We start from the raw sequence: 16,768 nt of genomic DNA, 5'->3' as shown, positions 1-16,768 counted from the left end.
TATCATTACCTGGCGGCTTTTTCTTTGGAAAAAATCAACAGCTGATGCGGCTTGATGCGTGAACAGGGCCCATTGACAGCTTGTAACCTCGTGGGGTGCAGCGTCAATCTCCGATCCTTGCGTCTTCTTTGCCGGTGGTGAAAACCGCCAGCGCATCAGCGGCCGTGCAACAGCGCACAGAAGTCAACGCAACAGATGCTTGCGCCGCATCAAAATGCTGATCTTTTTCATAAATATAGGGTGCCTGACCTGCAATTGTCTTCTGGAAGACTTTAGAATGATGCGAATTCGCACAAACACGACCTGGCGAATCACCCCTCACCGCGCTTGCCGATCGTGACACGGCATGGCGGTAGCGTGGCCAAACCTCTGCCTACATGACCAGCCGCCGCTCCCAACTCCAAGAAGACACTTACTTTCGGGTCTTGCGCATGCTGCAAGACAATCCCGACATGACCCAGCGCGAGATCGCTGAAAAACTGGGTATCAGCACCAGCGGGCTCAATTACTGTCTCAAAGCCCTCATTGACAAGGGTTGGGTCAAGGTTCAGAACTTCAGCCAAAGCAAGAACAAGTTTGGCTACATCTATGTGTTGACCCCGCAGGGAATTGCCGAAAAGGCGTTGCTGGCTGGGCGCTTTTTGAGGCGAAAGATGAGCGAGTACGAAGAACTCCAGGCCGAAATTGAGGCGCTCAAAGTCGAAATGAGCGGCCTCGCTAGCGACGGCCAGAAAGTTCAAAACGCATGATTTCAGTGACCCCCGTTATTCTTTGCGGCGGCTCAGGCACTCGCCTATGGCCACTGTCGCGAACTGGATTTCCCAAACAGTTTTTGTGCCTCTCGGGAACCGACAGTTTGTTTCAGCAAGCTGCGCAGCGTTTGGCAGGGTTGGGAAACAGCGACATTCAGGTGGCCGCAACACTCATCGTCACCGGGGAAGAGCACCGTTTCTTGGCGACTGAGCAACTGCGCGAAGCTGGCATTCCTCTGGGATCGGCCTTGTTGGAGCCTGTAGGCCGCAACACCGCACCGGCCCTCACCCTGGCCGCGCTGGCCGCCATGCAAAACGGCGCCGACCCGGTCTTGGTGGTCACGCCCGCCGACCAAACCGTGGTGGATGTGGCCGCCTTCACCGCCGCCACGCTAGCCGCCATCTCAATAGCTCATGAAGGTGGTGTCGTCATTCTGGGGGTTGTCCCGAGCCAGCCAGAGACGGGTTACGGCTACATCCAGGTGGAAGCAGGCAGCACTGTTGTCGGCGGTCCGGCTGATGTTCACAAGGTCAAGCGCTTTGTCGAAAAGCCCAATGCCATCACCGCGCAGGGGTACCTGGCCGAAGGTGGGTATTTCTGGAACGCAGGCATGTTTGTGCTCAAGGCTTCTGTTTGGCTCCAGGCACTCCAGCAGTTCCGGCCCGACATTTACCAAGCCACACAACAGGCCTGGGACCTGCGCAGCACGGAAGCCAACCCGGCAACCCCATTCGTGCGCCCTGGCCGGGCTGAATTCACCGCGATTCCAGCCGAATCGGTCGACTACGCCGTGATGGAACGCTGTCCGGGCAGCGCCTTCCCGATCTCGATGGTGCCGCTCAATGCCGGGTGGAACGACCTTGGTTCCTGGGATGCTGTGTGGAACGTCTTGCCCAAAGACGCCCAAGGCAACGCCCACACAGGCGACGTGTTGGCAACTGACACCTGCAACACGCTGGTACACGCCAGCAGCCGCCTGGTCAGTTTGGTGGGCGTGAGCGACCTCATCGTCGTCGAAACACCCGATGCGGTGTTGGTGGCCGACAAGAGCCGTAGCCAAGACGTCAAGCACATCGTTGCGCAATTGCAAAACGCCCAACGCGAAGAGCACACCCTGCACCGCAAAGTACACCGCCCTTGGGGCTGGTATGACAGCATTGACGAAGGCGGACGCTTCAAGGTCAAGCGCATCCAGGTCAAGCCCAAAGCCAGCCTGAGCCTGCAAAAACACCACCACCGCGCCGAACACTGGATCGTGGTCACCGGCACCGCCGAAATCACCAACGGCGACAAAGTGCTGACTCTGACCGAGAACCAGTCCACCTACATCCCGCTGGGTGAAGTTCATCGACTCGCCAACCCCGGCACGATACCGCTCGAAATCATCGAAGTGCAATCGGGCAGTTATCTGGGCGAAGACGACATCGTCCGTTTTGAAGACACCTACGGACGGGCGCAACCATGACCCAGCATCCCAAAATCTACGTCGCTGGCCACCGTGGCATGGTGGGTTCGGCCATCGTGCGCCAGTTGCTAGCCCAGGATCAACCAGCCGAACGCATCGTGACCCGCACCCATGCCGAACTGGACCTGACGAATCAGGCCGCCGTCAACGCATTCTTTGCCGAAGAAAAGCCCGACCAGGTCTATCTGGCCGCTGCCAAGGTGGGGGGCATTCTCGCCAACAACACCTACCCGGCCGAATTCATCTATCAGAACCTGATGATGCAGGCCAACATCATCGACGCGGCCTTTCGCAATAGCGTGCAAAAGCTGCTCTTCCTGGGTTCAAGTTGTATCTACCCCAAGCTGGCAGATCAGCCCATGCGCGAAGACGCCTTACTGACAGGCACGCTGGAACCCACCAACGAGCCCTACGCCATTGCCAAGATCGCCGGCATCAAGCTCTGCGAAAGCTACAACCGTCAGTATGGCCAAAGCCACGGGGTGGACTACCGCAGCGTCATGCCGACCAACCTTTATGGCCCGGGCGACAACTACCACCCTGAAAACAGCCACGTCATCCCTGCGCTCATCCGCCGGTTTCATGAAGCCAAATTGGCCAATGCCCCAAGCGTGGCCATCTGGGGCACTGGCACGCCAAGGCGCGAATTTTTGTATGTGGACGACATGGCCGCTGCCAGCGTGCACGTCATGCAGTTGCCCAAAGCCACCTATGACCAGCACACCACCCCCATGCAAAGCCACATCAACGTGGGCTTCGGGTCTGACGTGACCATCGCAGAAGTGGCCCAGGCCATTGCACACACGGTTGGTTATGCCGGGCACATTGAGTTCGACACCACCAAACCCGACGGGGCTCCCCGTAAATGGATGGACAGTCACCGGCTGAACAATCTGGGTTGGCAAGCGCAAGTCCATTTGCGTGAGGGCTTGGCGCTGGCCTATCAGGATTTTTTAATCGCTCACTAAAGGTATTGAGCGTGCCCGCGAATGCGGGTCTTCATTCAACAGTTGCTAACCCCGCACATGCCATGACCCAACCCAAAGTCGCCCTCATCACCGGCATCACAGGTCAAGACGGTTCTTACCTGGCTGAATTTTTGCTGGAAAAGGGCTACATCGTGCACGGTATCAAGCGCCGCGCCAGCAGTTTCAACACCCAGCGCGTGGACCACATTTACCAAGACCCGCATGTGGACAACGCCAACTTTAAGTTGCACTACGGTGACCTGAGCGACACCAGCAACCTGGTGCGCATCGTGCAAGAAACCCAGCCCGACGAAATCTACAACTTGGGTGCTCAAAGCCACGTGGCCGTGTCATTCGAGTCGCCTGAATACACCGCTGACGTGGACGCCATGGGCACCCTGCGCATACTGGAAGCCATCCGCATCCTCGGCCTCGAAAAGAAAACGCGCTTCTACCAAGCCAGCACCAGCGAGTTGTATGGCCAGGTGCAAGAAATCCCCCAAAAGGAAACCACACCCTTTTATCCCCGCAGCCCCTACGCTGTGGCCAAAATGTACGCCTACTGGATCACGGTCAACTACCGCGAAGCCTATGGCATCTATGCGTGCAACGGCATCTTGTTCAACCACGAAAGCCCACGCCGTGGCGAAACCTTCGTCACACGCAAAATCACCCGTGGCATGGCCAACATCAGCCAAGGACTGGAAGACTGCCTCTACATGGGCAACATCGATGCCCTGCGCGACTGGGGCCACGCCAAAGACTATGTGCGCATGCAGTGGATGATGCTGCAGCAAGACACCGCTGAAGACTTCGTCATCGCCACCGGTGTGCAATACAGCGTGCGTCAATTCATCGAGTGGACCGCTGCAGAGCTCGGGATGACACTGCGCTGGGAAGGCGAGGGCGTCAATGAAGTGGCCTATTGGCATGACAAAGCCATCGTCCGCATCGACCCCCGCTACTTCCGCCCCACCGAAGTCGAAACCCTGCTGGGCGACCCCACCAAAGCCAAACAAAAACTCGGCTGGACGCCCGAAATCACCGCCCAAGAGATGTGCAAGGAAATGGTGACCCATGATCTGGCCCAAGCCAAGCAGCATGCGCTGCTCAAAGCCAACGGCTACAACATCAACGTGAGCCTGGAATAAACACAAGTGCCCGTCGTCAAGCTCAGCAATGGCCGTGAATTTACGGCTACCGCAGGTGCCAATTTGGTGGATGCAGCCTTGTCTGTGGACATCACGCTCCCCCACAGTTGCAAAACAGGCCGTTGCAGCACCTGCAAATGCAAAGTGCTGCAAGGCGAAACCACGGCTCTGCAAACAGAAACAGGTCTAACCGACGCAGAAAAGGCCGAAGGCTGGATTCTCAGTTGCGTGCGATCTGCTCAAACCGACGTCACGCTCGAAGTCGAAGACCTTGGCCATGTCGTTTTGCCGCCAAGCAAAACCCTCCCTTGCCGCATCAATAGCCTCGACCGCCTGGCCACTGACGTCGTCCGTGTCATGCTGCGCCTGCCGCCCACAGCCGACTTCAGATCCCTTCCCGGGCAATACATCGACGTCATCGGCAGCGGTGGTGTACGCCGCAGTTACTCACTGGCCAACGCCAACATGGCAGACAAAACCCTGGAGCTGCACATCCGCGCAGTCGATGGCGGTGTCATGAGCGACTACTGGTTCAAGCAAGCCAAAGCCAACGATCTCTTGCGCCTCAATGGCCCCTTGGGCACCTTCTTCTTGCGCGAGCTGAAGCAACTTCATCTGGTGTTTTTGGCGACAGGCACAGGCATGGCACCTGTCAAAGCCATGTTGGAGTCGCTGACTACGGCGGAGCCAGAACAGACCCCGCAATCGGTCACCGTTTTTTGGGGTGGTCGAACAGCCGAAGACCTTTACTTTGATCCACAAGCCATACCGGCTGGGCATCGGTTTGTACCCGTGCTCTCTCGCGCTCCTACCGTTTGGACAGGCGTGCGCGGCTATGTGCAAGACGCGTTGCTAGCCACGCAACCTGACTTGGCCCACACCGTGGTCTACGCCTGTGGCTCAGACGCCATGATTCGCAGTGCCAAGTCCAGTTTGTTGGCCGCTGGCTTGCCTGCAACCCGTTTCTTTGCCGATGCTTTTGTGCCTTCGGCTTCGCATTAACTCAAGCAAAAGCAATTCATGAAAGCAGTCATTTTGGCCGGCGGACTCGGCACCCGCCTCAGCGAAGAAACCGCTACGCGCCCCAAACCCATGGTCGAGATCGGTGGCAAACCCATCCTCTGGCATATCATGAAAATGTATTCGCACCACGGCATCAACGACTTCATTGTCTGCTGTGGTTACAAGGGTTACCTGATCAAAGAGTATTTTGCGAATTACTTTTTGCACATGTCAGATGTCACTTTTGACATGCAAGCCAACGCCATGCACGTGCACCAAAAACGCGCCGAACCATGGAAAGTTACCTTGGTCGACACCGGCGACAGCTCCATGACAGGTGGGCGACTGAGACGCGTGGCCGAACACGTCAAAGACGAGGAAGCTTTTTGCTTCACTTATGGCGATGGTGTGGGCGATAACGACATTGCTGCCAGCATCGCCTTTCACCGCAGTCACGGCAAAGCTGCCACCCTGACAGCCACCTACCCACCCGGTCGTTTTGGCGCGCTCGACATCCAGAACGGCCAAGTTCGCAGCTTCAAAGAAAAGCCCCGTGGCGACGGCGCACTGATCAACGGCGGCTTTTTTGTGCTCTCCCCCAAAGTCTTGCCCCTTTTAGAAGGCGACGACACCATTTGGGAGCAGGAGCCGCTCATGAAGTTGGCAGAACAGGGTGAATTGATGGCATTCAAGCACGCCGGCTTTTGGCAACCCATGGACACGCTGCACGACAAAAACACGCTGGAAAAAATGTGGGCCAACGGCTCAGCACCCTGGAAAAAGTGGGACTGACATGACGGTCGAGCAAACCAATCCAGCATTTTGGCAAGACCGAAAAGTGCTCATGACCGGGCATACCGGTTTCAAAGGCAGCTGGCTCAGCTTGTGGCTTCAGTCCATGGGCGCAGAGCTTCGAGGCATTGCCTTGCAACCACCCACCATGCCGTCCTTGTTTGACGTGGCCCAAGTGGCCAAAGGCATGGACAGCCGCATTGCCGACATACGGGATGCCAGCGCCATCGCACAACTGGTCAAAGAGTTTCAGCCAGAAATCATCATCCACATGGCCGCCCAGCCCTTGGTGCGGCTTTCCTACCAGCAGCCGATCGAGACCTATGCCACCAACGTGATGGGCACAGTGCATGTGCTGGAGGCGGCTCGCCATGTGAGCAGCGTGCGTGCCATCGTCAACATCACCACCGACAAGTGCTACGAAAACAAAGAATGGGCCTGGGGTTATCGTGAAGACGAGCCCATGGGCGGGCATGACCCCTACTCCAGCAGCAAAGGCTGCGCAGAATTGGTCAGCAATGCCTATCGCCAATCATTTTTAAAGGATGCCGGCATTGCCCTGGCCACGGCCCGCGCGGGCAACGTCATTGGCGGTGGCGACTGGGCACTAGACCGTTTGGTGCCCGACACCCTGCTGGCGCTGGAAAAAGGCCAACCCGTACAAATTCGCAACCCATTCGCCACCCGCCCATGGCAGCACGTGCTGGAGCCCCTGTCGGGCTACTTGCTGTTGGCAGAAAAACTGCACGAACATGGCCAGGCTTTTGCCGAAGGCTGGAACTTTGGGCCCCGGGACGAAGACGCCCGCCCCGTTCAGTGGATCGTTGAGCAACTCTGCCAAGCCTGGGGGCAGGGCGCCAGTTGGCAGATGCAACCAGGCGATCACCCGCATGAAGCAAATTACCTCAAGCTCGACATTTCCAAAGCGAAGCAGCGCTTGAATTGGACGCCGCGTTGGTCACTGAACACAGCACTTGGCCACATCACCGACTGGCACCGCGCCTACTTGGCCGCCAGCAATATGCGCGACATTTGTCAAAATCAAATAAAAACCTACATCCAACTGCACAAGGAGTCATTCCCATGCTAGCCATACAAGCTAACTGCCACGAGGGGCACATTCAGCTCCCACCCCAAGGGCTACCCCGTGATGCCAAAGTGGTCGTTCTGTTTTTAGACCCAGAAGCTACAGACACCTCCAGTGCATTGAGTCCAGACCAGCTCGCTGCTTTGCACCTTCAAAGCCAAACCGGTTTTGCCCAAAACATCCTTCTCAACCCTGCTGAAGACTGCTGGAACAATGTTTGAAATTCAACAAGGCGGAATCTACAAACTGCCATTCCCGTACACCGATCTTTCGGAGCAAAAGTACCGACCAGCCGTGGCCATTGCGCCACCGGATGCCGCAGGCGACGCGCGTTTTGTCTTCATCACCACTGTCCCGCCTGCCCCATCAGAGCAGCGATTGGCACTGGGCGAGGCAGACTTTGAGGGGCCCGGCTTGCCTTTCAAAAGTTTCGTACGACCTGAAAAATCCATGTTGCTCAGCAGTGCGTTGGTCAACAGAAAACTCGCGCAGCTCACGCCCAAAGCGCTTCAAACAGTTTTGCGCAGTGTTATCCAAAACGAAGTGACACACTTCTCAGCCAGCGCCCATGCCCCTGTTCCTTTTGTCCCCGGCGAGTCTGCAGTGCCCGTGTCCGGCAAAGTCATTGGCACCAAAGAGCTGCAGCTCATGGTCGATGCTTCGCTGGACGGTTGGCTGACCACAGGCCGCTTCAACGCCATGTTTGAAGAACGCATGGCCAAATTCTTGGGCGTTAAGCACGTGCTGACGGTCAACTCCGGCTCGTCAGCCAACTTGGTTGCGTTTTCTGCATTAACCAGCCCCAAACTGGGCGACCGTGCCATCCAACCCGGTGACGAAGTCATTGGCGTGGCGGCGGGCTTCCCCACCACCGTCAACCCCATCTTGCAGTTTGGCGCAGTGCCGGTGTTTGTCGATGTCGACCTGGCCACCCACAACATTGACGCCAGCAAGATTGAAGCCGCCATCAGCCCCAAAACCAAAGCCATCATGCTGGCCCACAGCTTGGGTAACCCATTTAACTTGGACGTGGTCACCGCCCTCTGCAAAAAATACAACTTGTGGTTGGTCGAAGACTGCTGCGACGCACTGGGTGCGACCTATAAAGGGCAAATGGTTGGCACCTTTGGTGACATTTCTACCCTGAGCTTTTACCCCGCACACCACATCACCATGGGCGAGGGCGGTGTGGTGTTCACCAACAACAGCGAGCTGAAGATGATCGCGGAATCTTTCCGCGACTGGGGCCGCGACTGCTATTGCCCACCCGGCAAAGACAACACCTGCGACAAACGCTTCTGCTGGACAAAAAAAGAACTGGGTGGCGACCTGCCTGATGGCTATGACCACAAGTACACCTACAGCCACCTGGGCTACAACCTCAAGATCACCGACATGCAGGCTGCCTGCGCTTTGGCGCAGATGGACCGATTGGAGGAGTTCATTGCCAAGCGCCGTGCCAACTTCACCTACCTCAAAGCCCGCCTGCAAAGCTGCGTTGAATTTTTGCACCTGCCCCAAGCAGCGCCAGACTCAGAGCCATCCTGGTTTGGCTTTCCGCTGGTGCTGAAAGAAAGCAGCGGCATCCAACGCACAGACCTGATCAATTACCTGGACCAAAATAAAATCGGCACGCGGCTTTTGTTTGCAGGTAACTTGACCAAGCAGCCCTATATGGCTGGCCGCAACTTCCGCGTGAGCGGCGAGCTGACCAATACAGACACCGTGATGAACCAGACTTTTTGGCTTGGAACATTCCCTGGACTGGGCGAGGAGCAGCTGGATTACATTGCGGACAAGCTGGAAGAGTTTTTTGGCGTGAGCTTCTGATGAGCAGCAGCGAACTCCAACGTGTCTGGGTGGAAGACACTGCCGCAGTTCTAACGCGCGAGCTGCCATGGCAAAAGCTGAGCGGACTCACCATTGCAGTAACCGGCGCCGGCGGTTTTCTTGGAGGCTACCTAGTGCGTGTGCTACTGGGGCTCCACGGCGCTGGTCTTGTCGAGTGCCCCGTCCGAGTGTTGGCTCTCGTTCGTGACGTTGAGCGCGGTCGCGAGCGGCTTGGTGTATTTGCCGACAGCCCAAACCTTGAACTGCGCACATGGAACCTGAACGATATAGCCGTACCTGATCTAGGTAATTGCCACTACGTTCTGCATGCAGCTAGCCAGGCTAGCCCTCGGTTCTATGGAACCGACCCTGTTGGTACTTTGATGCCTAACGCAGTAGGCACAGCCAGTCTCCTGCAAGCACTGCAGCGTTGCCCAGACCCGCGAGGTCTGTTATTCGTCAGCAGTAGCGAGGTCTATGGGCAGGTCGGTGGTGATCGTACGTTGGCCGAAACCGACTACGGCCATATCGACCCTGCCTCGGTTCGAGCCTGTTATGCCGAGAGTAAAAGGTTGGGCGAAACGCTATGCGTTGCATGGTACCAGCAGTACGGACTTCCCACTTACATCGTACGACCTTTTCACACCTATGGCCCCGGTTTGTTGGCCGATGACGGCAGGGTTTTCGCCGACTTCACCTACAACGTTATTAGGGGCGAAAACATTGTCATGATGAGCGACGGATCAGCACGCCGTGCGTTCTGTTATGCATCAGATGCCATTGCGGGCTTTTTCACCGTTCTACTCAGCGGGCAGCCTGCCACACCTTACAACGTTGCCAACCCCGCTGGCGAACTCTCCGTGATGGAATTAGCCGAGCTGCTGGTGAGTCTCTATCCAGATAAGGGGCTACAGGTGGAGCGCCGACTGCCACCCGAAGATCGCAACTACCTGAGCAGCACCTTCAGTCGCCTTATACCTGATGTCCAACGGCTGTCTGGCCTAGGTTGGTCTGCTCGGGTTACACCTCAACAAGGATTCCGCCGCATGATCGAGGCGCATACAACATGACCCATTCAATCCAATCCCTGAAAGAACAATTTTCAGTGGGTAATCTCGGCAAGCCTGATTTTATTCAGCAGGCATTGCAGGTGCACCGCCATCTATTCGATTACGTCGGCATAACGCAGAGTACAGACGTGCGCGAGATCCGTATCGCGGGCGACGGTGTGCGATTTCGCATTGGCGAAGAGGATATTTGGCTTTATGCGCCACCGAACGAAGGGCGGGTTGCCCCAATCGAAGTAATGAACTTCGGCCGCTACGAACCGGAAGAGACCCGGGTTATGGACCTTCTAAGTGAAGGTGCAGATCAAATCCTTGACGTTGGTGCCAACATCGGTTGGTATTCAGCTAGATTCGCCAAGCGCCAACCGAGTAGCCGAGTCCACGCCTTCGAGTCACTGCCTGTTAGCCATGCTTATCTTCAACGCAATTTGGCGATCAATGGCGTTGCCGACCGTGTTCGTTCTTACAACTACGGTTTGTCCGATGTCAGTGGTAGCTTTGACTTCTTTATCGCTCCTACCGGTGGCACCAACGCTTCATTGCTTAACGTTGCATTAGCGGCCGACGCTCAGAAAGTGGTTGGTTTGACCCTTACCTTAGATCAATGGTGTTCGAACCAGCAGGTCCGTCCCGACTTCATTAAGTGCGATGTAGAGGGTGCAGAACTGCTCGTGTTTCGCGGTGGTCGCCTAACACTTAGCGAACACCGTCCAGTGGTTTTTGCCGAACTCCTCCGCAAATGGTCCAAACCATTTGGCTACCACCCGAATGACATGCTCACATATTTCGCCGAACTGGACTATGAGTGTTTCGCTGTAGGTCATTCTGGCGTCCGGCGCATTGACTCCGTTACAGATGAAACGGCAGAAACTAACTATGCGTTCATTCACCGTGTCAAGCATGCTGAATTGGCCCGTAAGCTGGAGGCACTATGACCGACACCCAAGCTCTAGCACGGCAAATCCGTATCGAAGCTCTGCAAATGGTGCAACGAGCGAAAGCCTCTCACATCGGCTCGGCGCTATCCATCAGTGACATCATTGCCGTACTTTATGGTAAAGAGATGCGTCTCGATCCGAAACAGCCAGATGCACCGAACCGTGACCGTTTTATCCTCAGCAAAGGGCACGCATGCGTGGCGGTATATGCAGCATTGGCTGAGACCGGCTTCTTTCCGCGCGAGGACTTGCTCAAGTACGGTCACGATCACTCTGTGCTGATGAACCACATCAGCCACAAAGTTGCAGGCGTGGAGTTTTCCACCGGCTCGCTCGGTCACGGGTTGCCCTTTGGCACTGGCAAGGCACTCGCAGCAAATCGCCGCAAGCAGGACTGGCGCACATTTGTGTTGCTCAGTGATGGCGAACTTGGCGAGGGCTCGAATTGGGAGGCCATGATGTTTGCTGCCCATCATCAGCTGGATAACCTCGTTGCAATCATCGATTACAACAAGCTGCAAAGCTTAACTACGGTGGATAAAACCTTGCGTGTGGAACCCTTGGCAGACAAAGCGCGTGCATTCGGTTGGGCTGTCCGCGAGGTGGATGGTCACAACCATTCTGAACTGACTGAGTCGTTGGGCTCGGCCCCCTGGGAACCTGGCAAACCTTCTTTCCTGATAGCCCATACGACCAAAGGCAAGGGCGTTGGATTTATGGAAAACAGTATTGATTGGCATTACAAGTCACCGTCAACAGAACAACTTGCACAAGCATTGGGGGAGTTGAACCATGCGTAATGCCTTTATTCAGGAGCTGGTCACACTGGCCCGACAGCACCCACAGATCGCTCTGATCGTGGGAGACCTAGGCTACTCAGTCATCGAACCTTTCGCAGACGAATTTCCAGACCGATTCATCAATGCAGGCGTGGCTGAGCAAAACATGACCGGATTGGCTGCGGGGATGGCATCTGAGGGGTATCACGTCTTCACCTACTCCATTGCCAACTTCCCCACCTTTCGCTGCGCAGAGCAGATACGCAACGACGTGGCCTACCACAAGCTGCCAGTGACAGTGGTAGCCGTTGGCGGCGGATTGGCTTATGGTGCGCTGGGCTATTCGCATCATGCGGTTCAGGACTACGCCCTCATGCGCACACTGCCCAATATGCTGATTGCCGCGCCGGGTGACCCGATGGAGACACGTGCGTGCATGCGATATTTGGTCGAGAACCCTGGGCCGTCGTACCTTCGGTTGGGTAAGGCCGGCGAACCTAACTTCCATGCCGCCCCACCTGATGTTGCGCCGGGCCGTTGGCTAAAGGTGCGCGGTGGCAATGCTAAGCGTGCCCTACTGAGCACTGGTGCTGGATTGCAAATCGCCATGGACTGGGCCGCAAATCCACAGTGTGCAGAACACGCCGTGTACTCTATGCCGCTTTGGTCGATGGCAGATAAGGTCGCGCAGGTGGCTGCACTACAGGAACACGATGAGATCGTGACAGTGGAGGATCATCTACAAGACGGTGGTTTTGGGTCCTGGATGCTTGAGGCCCGGGCTTTGGCGATGGGTGTTGATTGCAATGTGCGCCCTATTGCGCTGAGTCATGAGGTATGCGGGACGGTCGGGTCGCAGGCTACATTAAATCGTGTCGGTGGAATTCTTCCGTAGCATGGCTGTCTCTGGGAGTATGTTGCTAAGACTAAAAGCGCTTGTAGGGCTGGATGTACACATCTTTGCGACCATCCTATTCCGTGGCTGGGGCATCCTGGCAGGCGGGCTCTCTATCGTCCTGATTCCTCTCTTTCTGTCGCCGACACAACAAGGCTTTTATTACACCTTTGCCAGCGTTTTGGCGCTGCAAGTTTTCTTCGAACTTGGTCTGAACCAGGTCATCCTCCAACTCGTTAGTCATGACGCGGCCCATCTAACCATACAGGATGACGGCAAGGTAAGCGGGGACGCGGCACGCATCCACCGTTTGTATGGACTGGTCAGTCTGCTACGCCGCTGGTATGGGGTGGCTGCTGTGCTTTTCGTCGTGCTGGCAGGCGGCGCTGGTTGGGTGTTTTTCGTCACCAAAGGTGGCGATTTGCCTATGGCGCAGTGGGGCGCTACCTGGGTGGTGCTGGTGCTGTTCACGTCAATTAACGTGTTTCTCAGTCCTCACCTCACAGTCATCGAAGGCACTGGGCAGGTTGGCGCAGTGGCGCGGCTACGGCTGATTCAGTCTATGTTGGGCTATTCCGCAATGTGGATACTGCTTCTGCTTGGTACGGGTTTGTGGGCTGCAGTTGCTGTGCCGACTGTCGGTGCCTTCGCTACGTCGCTGTGGCTACGCAGGCGGGGCGGCATGTTCCAACAAGATGTGACAGCGAACACCTCAGGCCTTGAGCCGATTTCATGGCGCCGAGATGTTTTTCCATTGCAGTGGCGTATTGCGATCAGTTGGGCCTGTGGCTACTTCATATTTGGCCTTTTTACGCCGATTGTTTTCGCCAGCCATGGCGCAGTAGAGGCAGGTCGACTGGGCATGGCCATGACCATATTTAGCGCTATCACCTCTCTCGGGCTAAGCTGGATCAATGCCAAGACGCCAAATTTCACCATGCACATCTCGCGCGGCGAGTTTGCTCCTCTGAGCCGTCTTTTTAAGGCGGTGTCATTGCGGTCGGTAGTGGCCACCGGGTTACCGAGTTTTTTAATTGTGGCGCTTGTTTCAATGGGTACCCATTACGATATCAGGCTAGTGAACCGCATTGCGCCACCTGACACGCTGTTTTGGATTGCCTGCGCTGCAACTGTGAACACCGCGGTTTATGCCGGTGCAGCTTATATGCGTGCCCACAGAGAAGAGCCTATGCTGCCTGTGTCGGTTGTTTCAGCCCTGTTGACGTTTGCCGTTGTTACGCTATCGAGGCACGACGTCACCAACATGATGTTCGGCTACGCGGCGATCAGCGTCTGCGTTTCTATGCCCTGGACCTTCTTGCTGTATCGACGCTACCGCGCCCGACATCTTCTGGAGCCTCTGGCGGCAACCCAAGAACTCAACTGACAATGACCCAAGCAATACTGACCATCATCGTACCCACTTACAACCGTGCGACGCATCTAGTCACACTTTTAGAAGCACTGCGTGCTGAATTGCAAGGGCTTGAAACCCTTGTCAAAGTGCTTGTATCGGACAACGCCTCTACGGACTCGACCCCCGAGGTTACAGCCGAAGCTGCACATGATTGGCCCGCCCTTAAGATTCAACGCCATGATCAAAACCTTGGCCCGGAGGGCAATTTTCTCTCTTGTATCCCACGCGTGTCGACACGCTATTTCTGGATTATTGGCGACGATGACTGCCCGAAGCGGGGCGTTATAGCGAAATTGGTGAGGCTGTTGGTGGAGAAGAGACCTGCTCTACTTTACATGCAGAGCGAATGGGTCAATCCAATATTGGGGCCCGACCAGGGTGAGACTGTTGGTGACTTGCGCGTTTCGGACCTGACAACGCTGCAGTTCGCCGAGGCAGTTCATGTGTGGGTGACTTTCATATCCGGAATGGTGATTGATAAGGATCGATTGCTTGACGTGCTTGGTGACCACTGTATCAATCGCTTCGACGCTACCAGTCTGGTGCAACTCGGTTGGGTGCTACCGCTGTTGAGATCGGAAGGTCCGTTCCTGTTCATCTCAGATCGTTGTGTGCTGGCGACCAAGGATAATAGTGGTGGCTACGGCTTGTTGACTGTATTCGGCGCGAACTTTCCACGAATTGTCAGTGAAACTTTTGGTGCTAGCCATCCGCTCTCTAGGGCGCTAATTGACGGTCACATCATGCAGTACTTGCCGGGTCTGATCTGGGGTGCTCGTAGCAGCGGACGTCGCGTGTTACATACGCCGGAGAGTCCCTGGGTAGCCCTCAACGAGCAGTTGGGTTCGCGTTGGCTTTATTGGTTGCTGATAGTGCCACTAGGTCGGCTACCCCGCTTTATGGCACAGCCATTCTTTCAGACTTGGCGAGTGCTCAATAGATTGCGCCGTGTATGGCGCCAATACTTCGGTGCTGATATGAATCCATCTCTATGAGAAATACTCTTCGGCGCATTTTAAATAACCTCCGTCGACCGATGCCAGACCTACTTGCATACCTGAGCGACAAGTTCTGGTCGGCGCTTTGGATGCGCTCAATCGCAAAAGTCGGTCGCGGGTTTCACGTCTCTAGCGGGGCGAAAATACAGGGTGGGCAATTTATTTCTATTGGCGATGGTTTCGTAGCTGGGCAGATGCTTTGGATTGAAGCGGTGCAAGAGTGGGCAGGTGTCCAATATGAGCCAATCATCGAGATTGGAAAACATGTAACCTGTAGTCAATCGGTTCACATTGCTGCGAATACCCTCGTCACTATAGGGGATGGTGTTATGTTTGGTAGCCGTATACATGTTACTGACCACGGCCACGGTGTGTATCGAGGCAATGAGCAAGATAGACCAGACCTACGACCCACACTGCGACGCCTCGCTCCGGGGCGCCCTGTCAGAATTGAACGCAATGTCTGGCTGGGTGATGGTGTGATGGTATTGCCCGGAGTAAAGATAGGCGAAGGCACCATAGTCGGAGCGAACAGCGTGGTGTCACGAGATCTGCCCTCAGGCGTTATCGCTGTTGGCTCACCAGCAATACCCATCAAGCGTTACGACCCGATTACAGAACACTGGATACCGATAATTGATTCAAAATGATAACGCTTGGCATTTGCATACCTACATACAAGCGCCCTGATTATTTAAGAAGGTGTGTTTTCTCTGCTCTTGAAAGTGCTGGTGATAGTCCTTTTCGGATTTTTATTGCTGACGACTCGATGGATGAGACAAACTCAGCTGTTTATGAGGAGTTTTACCAGCGCAATATCTCAGTCGTTGTGCATCGTAACTCTGATAATCTAGGGATTGATGATAATATCCAGTGCGCCGTAGATCTGTGCGACTGCGATTACGCTTGGATAGTTGGTGAGGACGATTACTTCCTGCCAGGGGGTATAAGCCGCGTGTATGAGCTCCTGCAGGATGCTAAAGAGGCTTTTATCTTTGCCAACTACGCCTATGTTGGTGATAAGGAGGGTCACTTACTTGGTCAAGCGTTAACTGAGCTACCAAAGCGAATGTCTAGTGTCGAGTTCGTTTCTTGTCATCTTTGGGCGGCGGGTTTCATTGGAGCGTGCATTATTGACCGGCATCGCTGGAGTGATACTTCTGCGGACCTTTATAAGGGTACATATTACACGCACGTCGGTCGTATTTGCGAAATATTGTCACGCTGGCCTACCCCTGTCCTGATCGTGGCAGAACCATGCGTTGCGAACCGTGTAGAAGGCACCGACACATTCACTTGGAAACGTGACTCCTACGGTGTTTTTTTTGGATTTAGGGCGATGTGTGCGGCAGTGTCAGTGCATTGCCCCCCTCTGAAAGTTGCTGTCTTAAAAGCGGCGCAGGTCATGGCTGACCGCTATGGCTGGCTAACACTTAGGCTGGCGATCCGTCTACGATCTGAGATGGGTTACGATTTAAATCAGTATCAACGCTATCTTGCGCCGGAAATAACGAATCAATTCAAGCGAATGGCCTTTCTGATAATTAGCATAGCCCCACCATGGATATTTCAGCCGATCGTTACAGTGTATCGGCGGTTAATTCGTGGTTTGATTGATTGATTGCG

16 protein-coding genes are annotated in these 16,768 nt (G+C 55.3%); all 16 read left to right on the top strand.

All coding sequences use genetic code 11. The annotated features are described in order from the left end of the window. The first annotated feature begins 377 nt into the window (after positions 1-377). The 16 genes from ACHEXK_RS09885 to ACHEXK_RS09810 all read left to right on the top strand — a co-directional run bounded on the left by ACHEXK_RS09885 (position 378) and on the right by ACHEXK_RS09810 (position 16,763). Complete coding sequence (locus tag ACHEXK_RS09885) at positions 378-749, top strand: MarR family EPS-associated transcriptional regulator (RefSeq protein ID WP_416545711.1); 372 nt, start codon at positions 378-380, stop codon at positions 747-749. Then, entirely contained in the window at positions 746-2,218 is a 1,473-nt protein-coding gene (locus ACHEXK_RS09880) for a mannose-1-phosphate guanylyltransferase/mannose-6-phosphate isomerase (protein WP_416545709.1), read from the top strand. Before ACHEXK_RS09885 ends, ACHEXK_RS09880 begins: the two co-directional genes overlap by 4 nt. Continuing rightward, the gene (fcl, locus tag ACHEXK_RS09875; protein ID WP_416545707.1) at positions 2,215-3,186 is read left to right on the top strand and encodes a GDP-L-fucose synthase; all 972 of its coding nucleotides are present in this window, start codon (positions 2,215-2,217) and stop codon (positions 3,184-3,186) included. Before ACHEXK_RS09880 ends, fcl begins: the two co-directional genes overlap by 4 nt. Before the next feature lie 62 nt (positions 3,187-3,248). After that, the gene (gene gmd, locus ACHEXK_RS09870; RefSeq protein WP_416545705.1) at positions 3,249-4,337 is read left to right on the top strand and encodes a GDP-mannose 4,6-dehydratase; all 1,089 of its coding nucleotides are present in this window, start codon (positions 3,249-3,251) and stop codon (positions 4,335-4,337) included. 6 nt (positions 4,338-4,343) lie between these two features. Beyond that, entirely contained in the window at positions 4,344-5,339 is a 996-nt protein-coding gene (locus ACHEXK_RS09865) for a 2Fe-2S iron-sulfur cluster-binding protein (protein ID WP_416545703.1), read from the top strand. A gap of 18 nt (positions 5,340-5,357) precedes the next feature. After that, entirely contained in the window at positions 5,358-6,131 is a 774-nt protein-coding gene (gene rfbF, locus ACHEXK_RS09860; RefSeq protein WP_416545701.1) for a glucose-1-phosphate cytidylyltransferase, read from the top strand. A 1-nt stretch (position 6,132) separates the two neighbouring features. Beyond that, complete coding sequence (gene rfbG / locus ACHEXK_RS09855; protein WP_416545699.1) at positions 6,133-7,221, top strand: CDP-glucose 4,6-dehydratase; 1,089 nt, start codon at positions 6,133-6,135, stop codon at positions 7,219-7,221. A 210-nt stretch (positions 7,222-7,431) separates the two neighbouring features. Then, complete coding sequence (gene rfbH, locus ACHEXK_RS09850) at positions 7,432-9,048, top strand: lipopolysaccharide biosynthesis protein RfbH (RefSeq protein ID WP_416545697.1); 1,617 nt, start codon at positions 7,432-7,434, stop codon at positions 9,046-9,048. After that, positions 9,048-10,118: an NAD-dependent epimerase/dehydratase family protein gene (locus ACHEXK_RS09845; protein WP_416545695.1), complete on the top strand. Its 1,071-nt coding sequence runs from the start codon at positions 9,048-9,050 to the stop codon at positions 10,116-10,118. Before rfbH ends, ACHEXK_RS09845 begins: the two co-directional genes overlap by 1 nt. Next, the gene (locus tag ACHEXK_RS09840; protein ID WP_416545693.1) at positions 10,115-11,050 is read left to right on the top strand and encodes an FkbM family methyltransferase; all 936 of its coding nucleotides are present in this window, start codon (positions 10,115-10,117) and stop codon (positions 11,048-11,050) included. Before ACHEXK_RS09845 ends, ACHEXK_RS09840 begins: the two co-directional genes overlap by 4 nt. Further along, positions 11,047-11,853 (top strand): transketolase, encoded by an 807-nt coding sequence (locus ACHEXK_RS09835; RefSeq protein WP_416545691.1) that lies wholly within the window; start codon positions 11,047-11,049, stop codon positions 11,851-11,853. The genes ACHEXK_RS09840 and ACHEXK_RS09835 overlap by 4 nt, the downstream gene beginning before the upstream one ends. Beyond that, a complete protein-coding gene (locus ACHEXK_RS09830) occupies positions 11,846-12,727 on the top strand; it encodes a transketolase family protein (RefSeq protein ID WP_416545689.1) in 882 nt (293 codons plus the stop codon). Before ACHEXK_RS09835 ends, ACHEXK_RS09830 begins: the two co-directional genes overlap by 8 nt. Position 12,728: 1 nt before the next feature. Then, on the top strand, positions 12,729-14,114 hold the full coding sequence (locus ACHEXK_RS09825; protein ID WP_416545687.1) for a hypothetical protein: 1,386 nt from the start codon (positions 12,729-12,731) through the stop codon (positions 14,112-14,114). A 2-nt stretch (positions 14,115-14,116) separates the two neighbouring features. Continuing rightward, a complete protein-coding gene (locus ACHEXK_RS09820; RefSeq protein ID WP_416545685.1) occupies positions 14,117-15,139 on the top strand; it encodes a glycosyltransferase family 2 protein in 1,023 nt (340 codons plus the stop codon). Beyond that, positions 15,136-15,792, top strand: a complete 657-nt coding sequence (locus tag ACHEXK_RS09815) for an acyltransferase (protein ID WP_416545683.1) — start codon at positions 15,136-15,138, stop codon at positions 15,790-15,792. The genes ACHEXK_RS09820 and ACHEXK_RS09815 overlap by 4 nt, the downstream gene beginning before the upstream one ends. Then, the gene (locus tag ACHEXK_RS09810; RefSeq protein ID WP_416545681.1) at positions 15,789-16,763 is read left to right on the top strand and encodes a glycosyltransferase family 2 protein; all 975 of its coding nucleotides are present in this window, start codon (positions 15,789-15,791) and stop codon (positions 16,761-16,763) included. The genes ACHEXK_RS09815 and ACHEXK_RS09810 overlap by 4 nt, the downstream gene beginning before the upstream one ends. Positions 16,764-16,768 lie beyond the last annotated feature (5 nt).

The organism is Limnohabitans sp. DCL3, assembly GCF_048019295.1.
GTDB lineage: Bacteria > Pseudomonadota > Gammaproteobacteria > Burkholderiales > Burkholderiaceae_C > Limnohabitans_A.
Note: the sequence above shows the minus strand (reverse complement) of the source record. Positions and strands in the feature narration are given on the sequence as shown.

Bases quoted from the DNA above. Each gene is read 5' to 3' on its own strand.
- ACHEXK_RS09885 (WP_416545711.1), top strand. From the start codon at position 378: ATGACCAGCCGCCGCTCCCAACTCCAAGAAGACACTTACTTTCGGGTC.
- ACHEXK_RS09880 (WP_416545709.1), top strand. From the start codon at position 746: ATGATTTCAGTGACCCCCGTTATTCTTTGCGGCGGCTCAGGCACTCGC.
- fcl (WP_416545707.1), top strand. From the start codon at position 2,215: ATGACCCAGCATCCCAAAATCTACGTCGCTGGCCACCGTGGCATGGTG.
- gmd (WP_416545705.1), top strand. From the start codon at position 3,249: ATGACCCAACCCAAAGTCGCCCTCATCACCGGCATCACAGGTCAAGAC.
- rfbF (WP_416545701.1), top strand. From the start codon at position 5,358: ATGAAAGCAGTCATTTTGGCCGGCGGACTCGGCACCCGCCTCAGCGAA.
- rfbG (WP_416545699.1), top strand. From the start codon at position 6,133: ATGACGGTCGAGCAAACCAATCCAGCATTTTGGCAAGACCGAAAAGTG.
- rfbH (WP_416545697.1), top strand. From the start codon at position 7,432: ATGTTTGAAATTCAACAAGGCGGAATCTACAAACTGCCATTCCCGTAC.
- ACHEXK_RS09845 (WP_416545695.1), top strand. From the start codon at position 9,048: ATGAGCAGCAGCGAACTCCAACGTGTCTGGGTGGAAGACACTGCCGCA.
- ACHEXK_RS09840 (WP_416545693.1), top strand. From the start codon at position 10,115: ATGACCCATTCAATCCAATCCCTGAAAGAACAATTTTCAGTGGGTAAT.
- ACHEXK_RS09835 (WP_416545691.1), top strand. From the start codon at position 11,047: ATGACCGACACCCAAGCTCTAGCACGGCAAATCCGTATCGAAGCTCTG.
- ACHEXK_RS09830 (WP_416545689.1), top strand. From the start codon at position 11,846: ATGCGTAATGCCTTTATTCAGGAGCTGGTCACACTGGCCCGACAGCAC.
- ACHEXK_RS09825 (WP_416545687.1), top strand. From the start codon at position 12,729: ATGGCTGTCTCTGGGAGTATGTTGCTAAGACTAAAAGCGCTTGTAGGG.
- ACHEXK_RS09820 (WP_416545685.1), top strand. From the start codon at position 14,117: ATGACCCAAGCAATACTGACCATCATCGTACCCACTTACAACCGTGCG.
- ACHEXK_RS09815 (WP_416545683.1), top strand. From the start codon at position 15,136: ATGAGAAATACTCTTCGGCGCATTTTAAATAACCTCCGTCGACCGATG.
- ACHEXK_RS09810 (WP_416545681.1), top strand. From the start codon at position 15,789: ATGATAACGCTTGGCATTTGCATACCTACATACAAGCGCCCTGATTAT.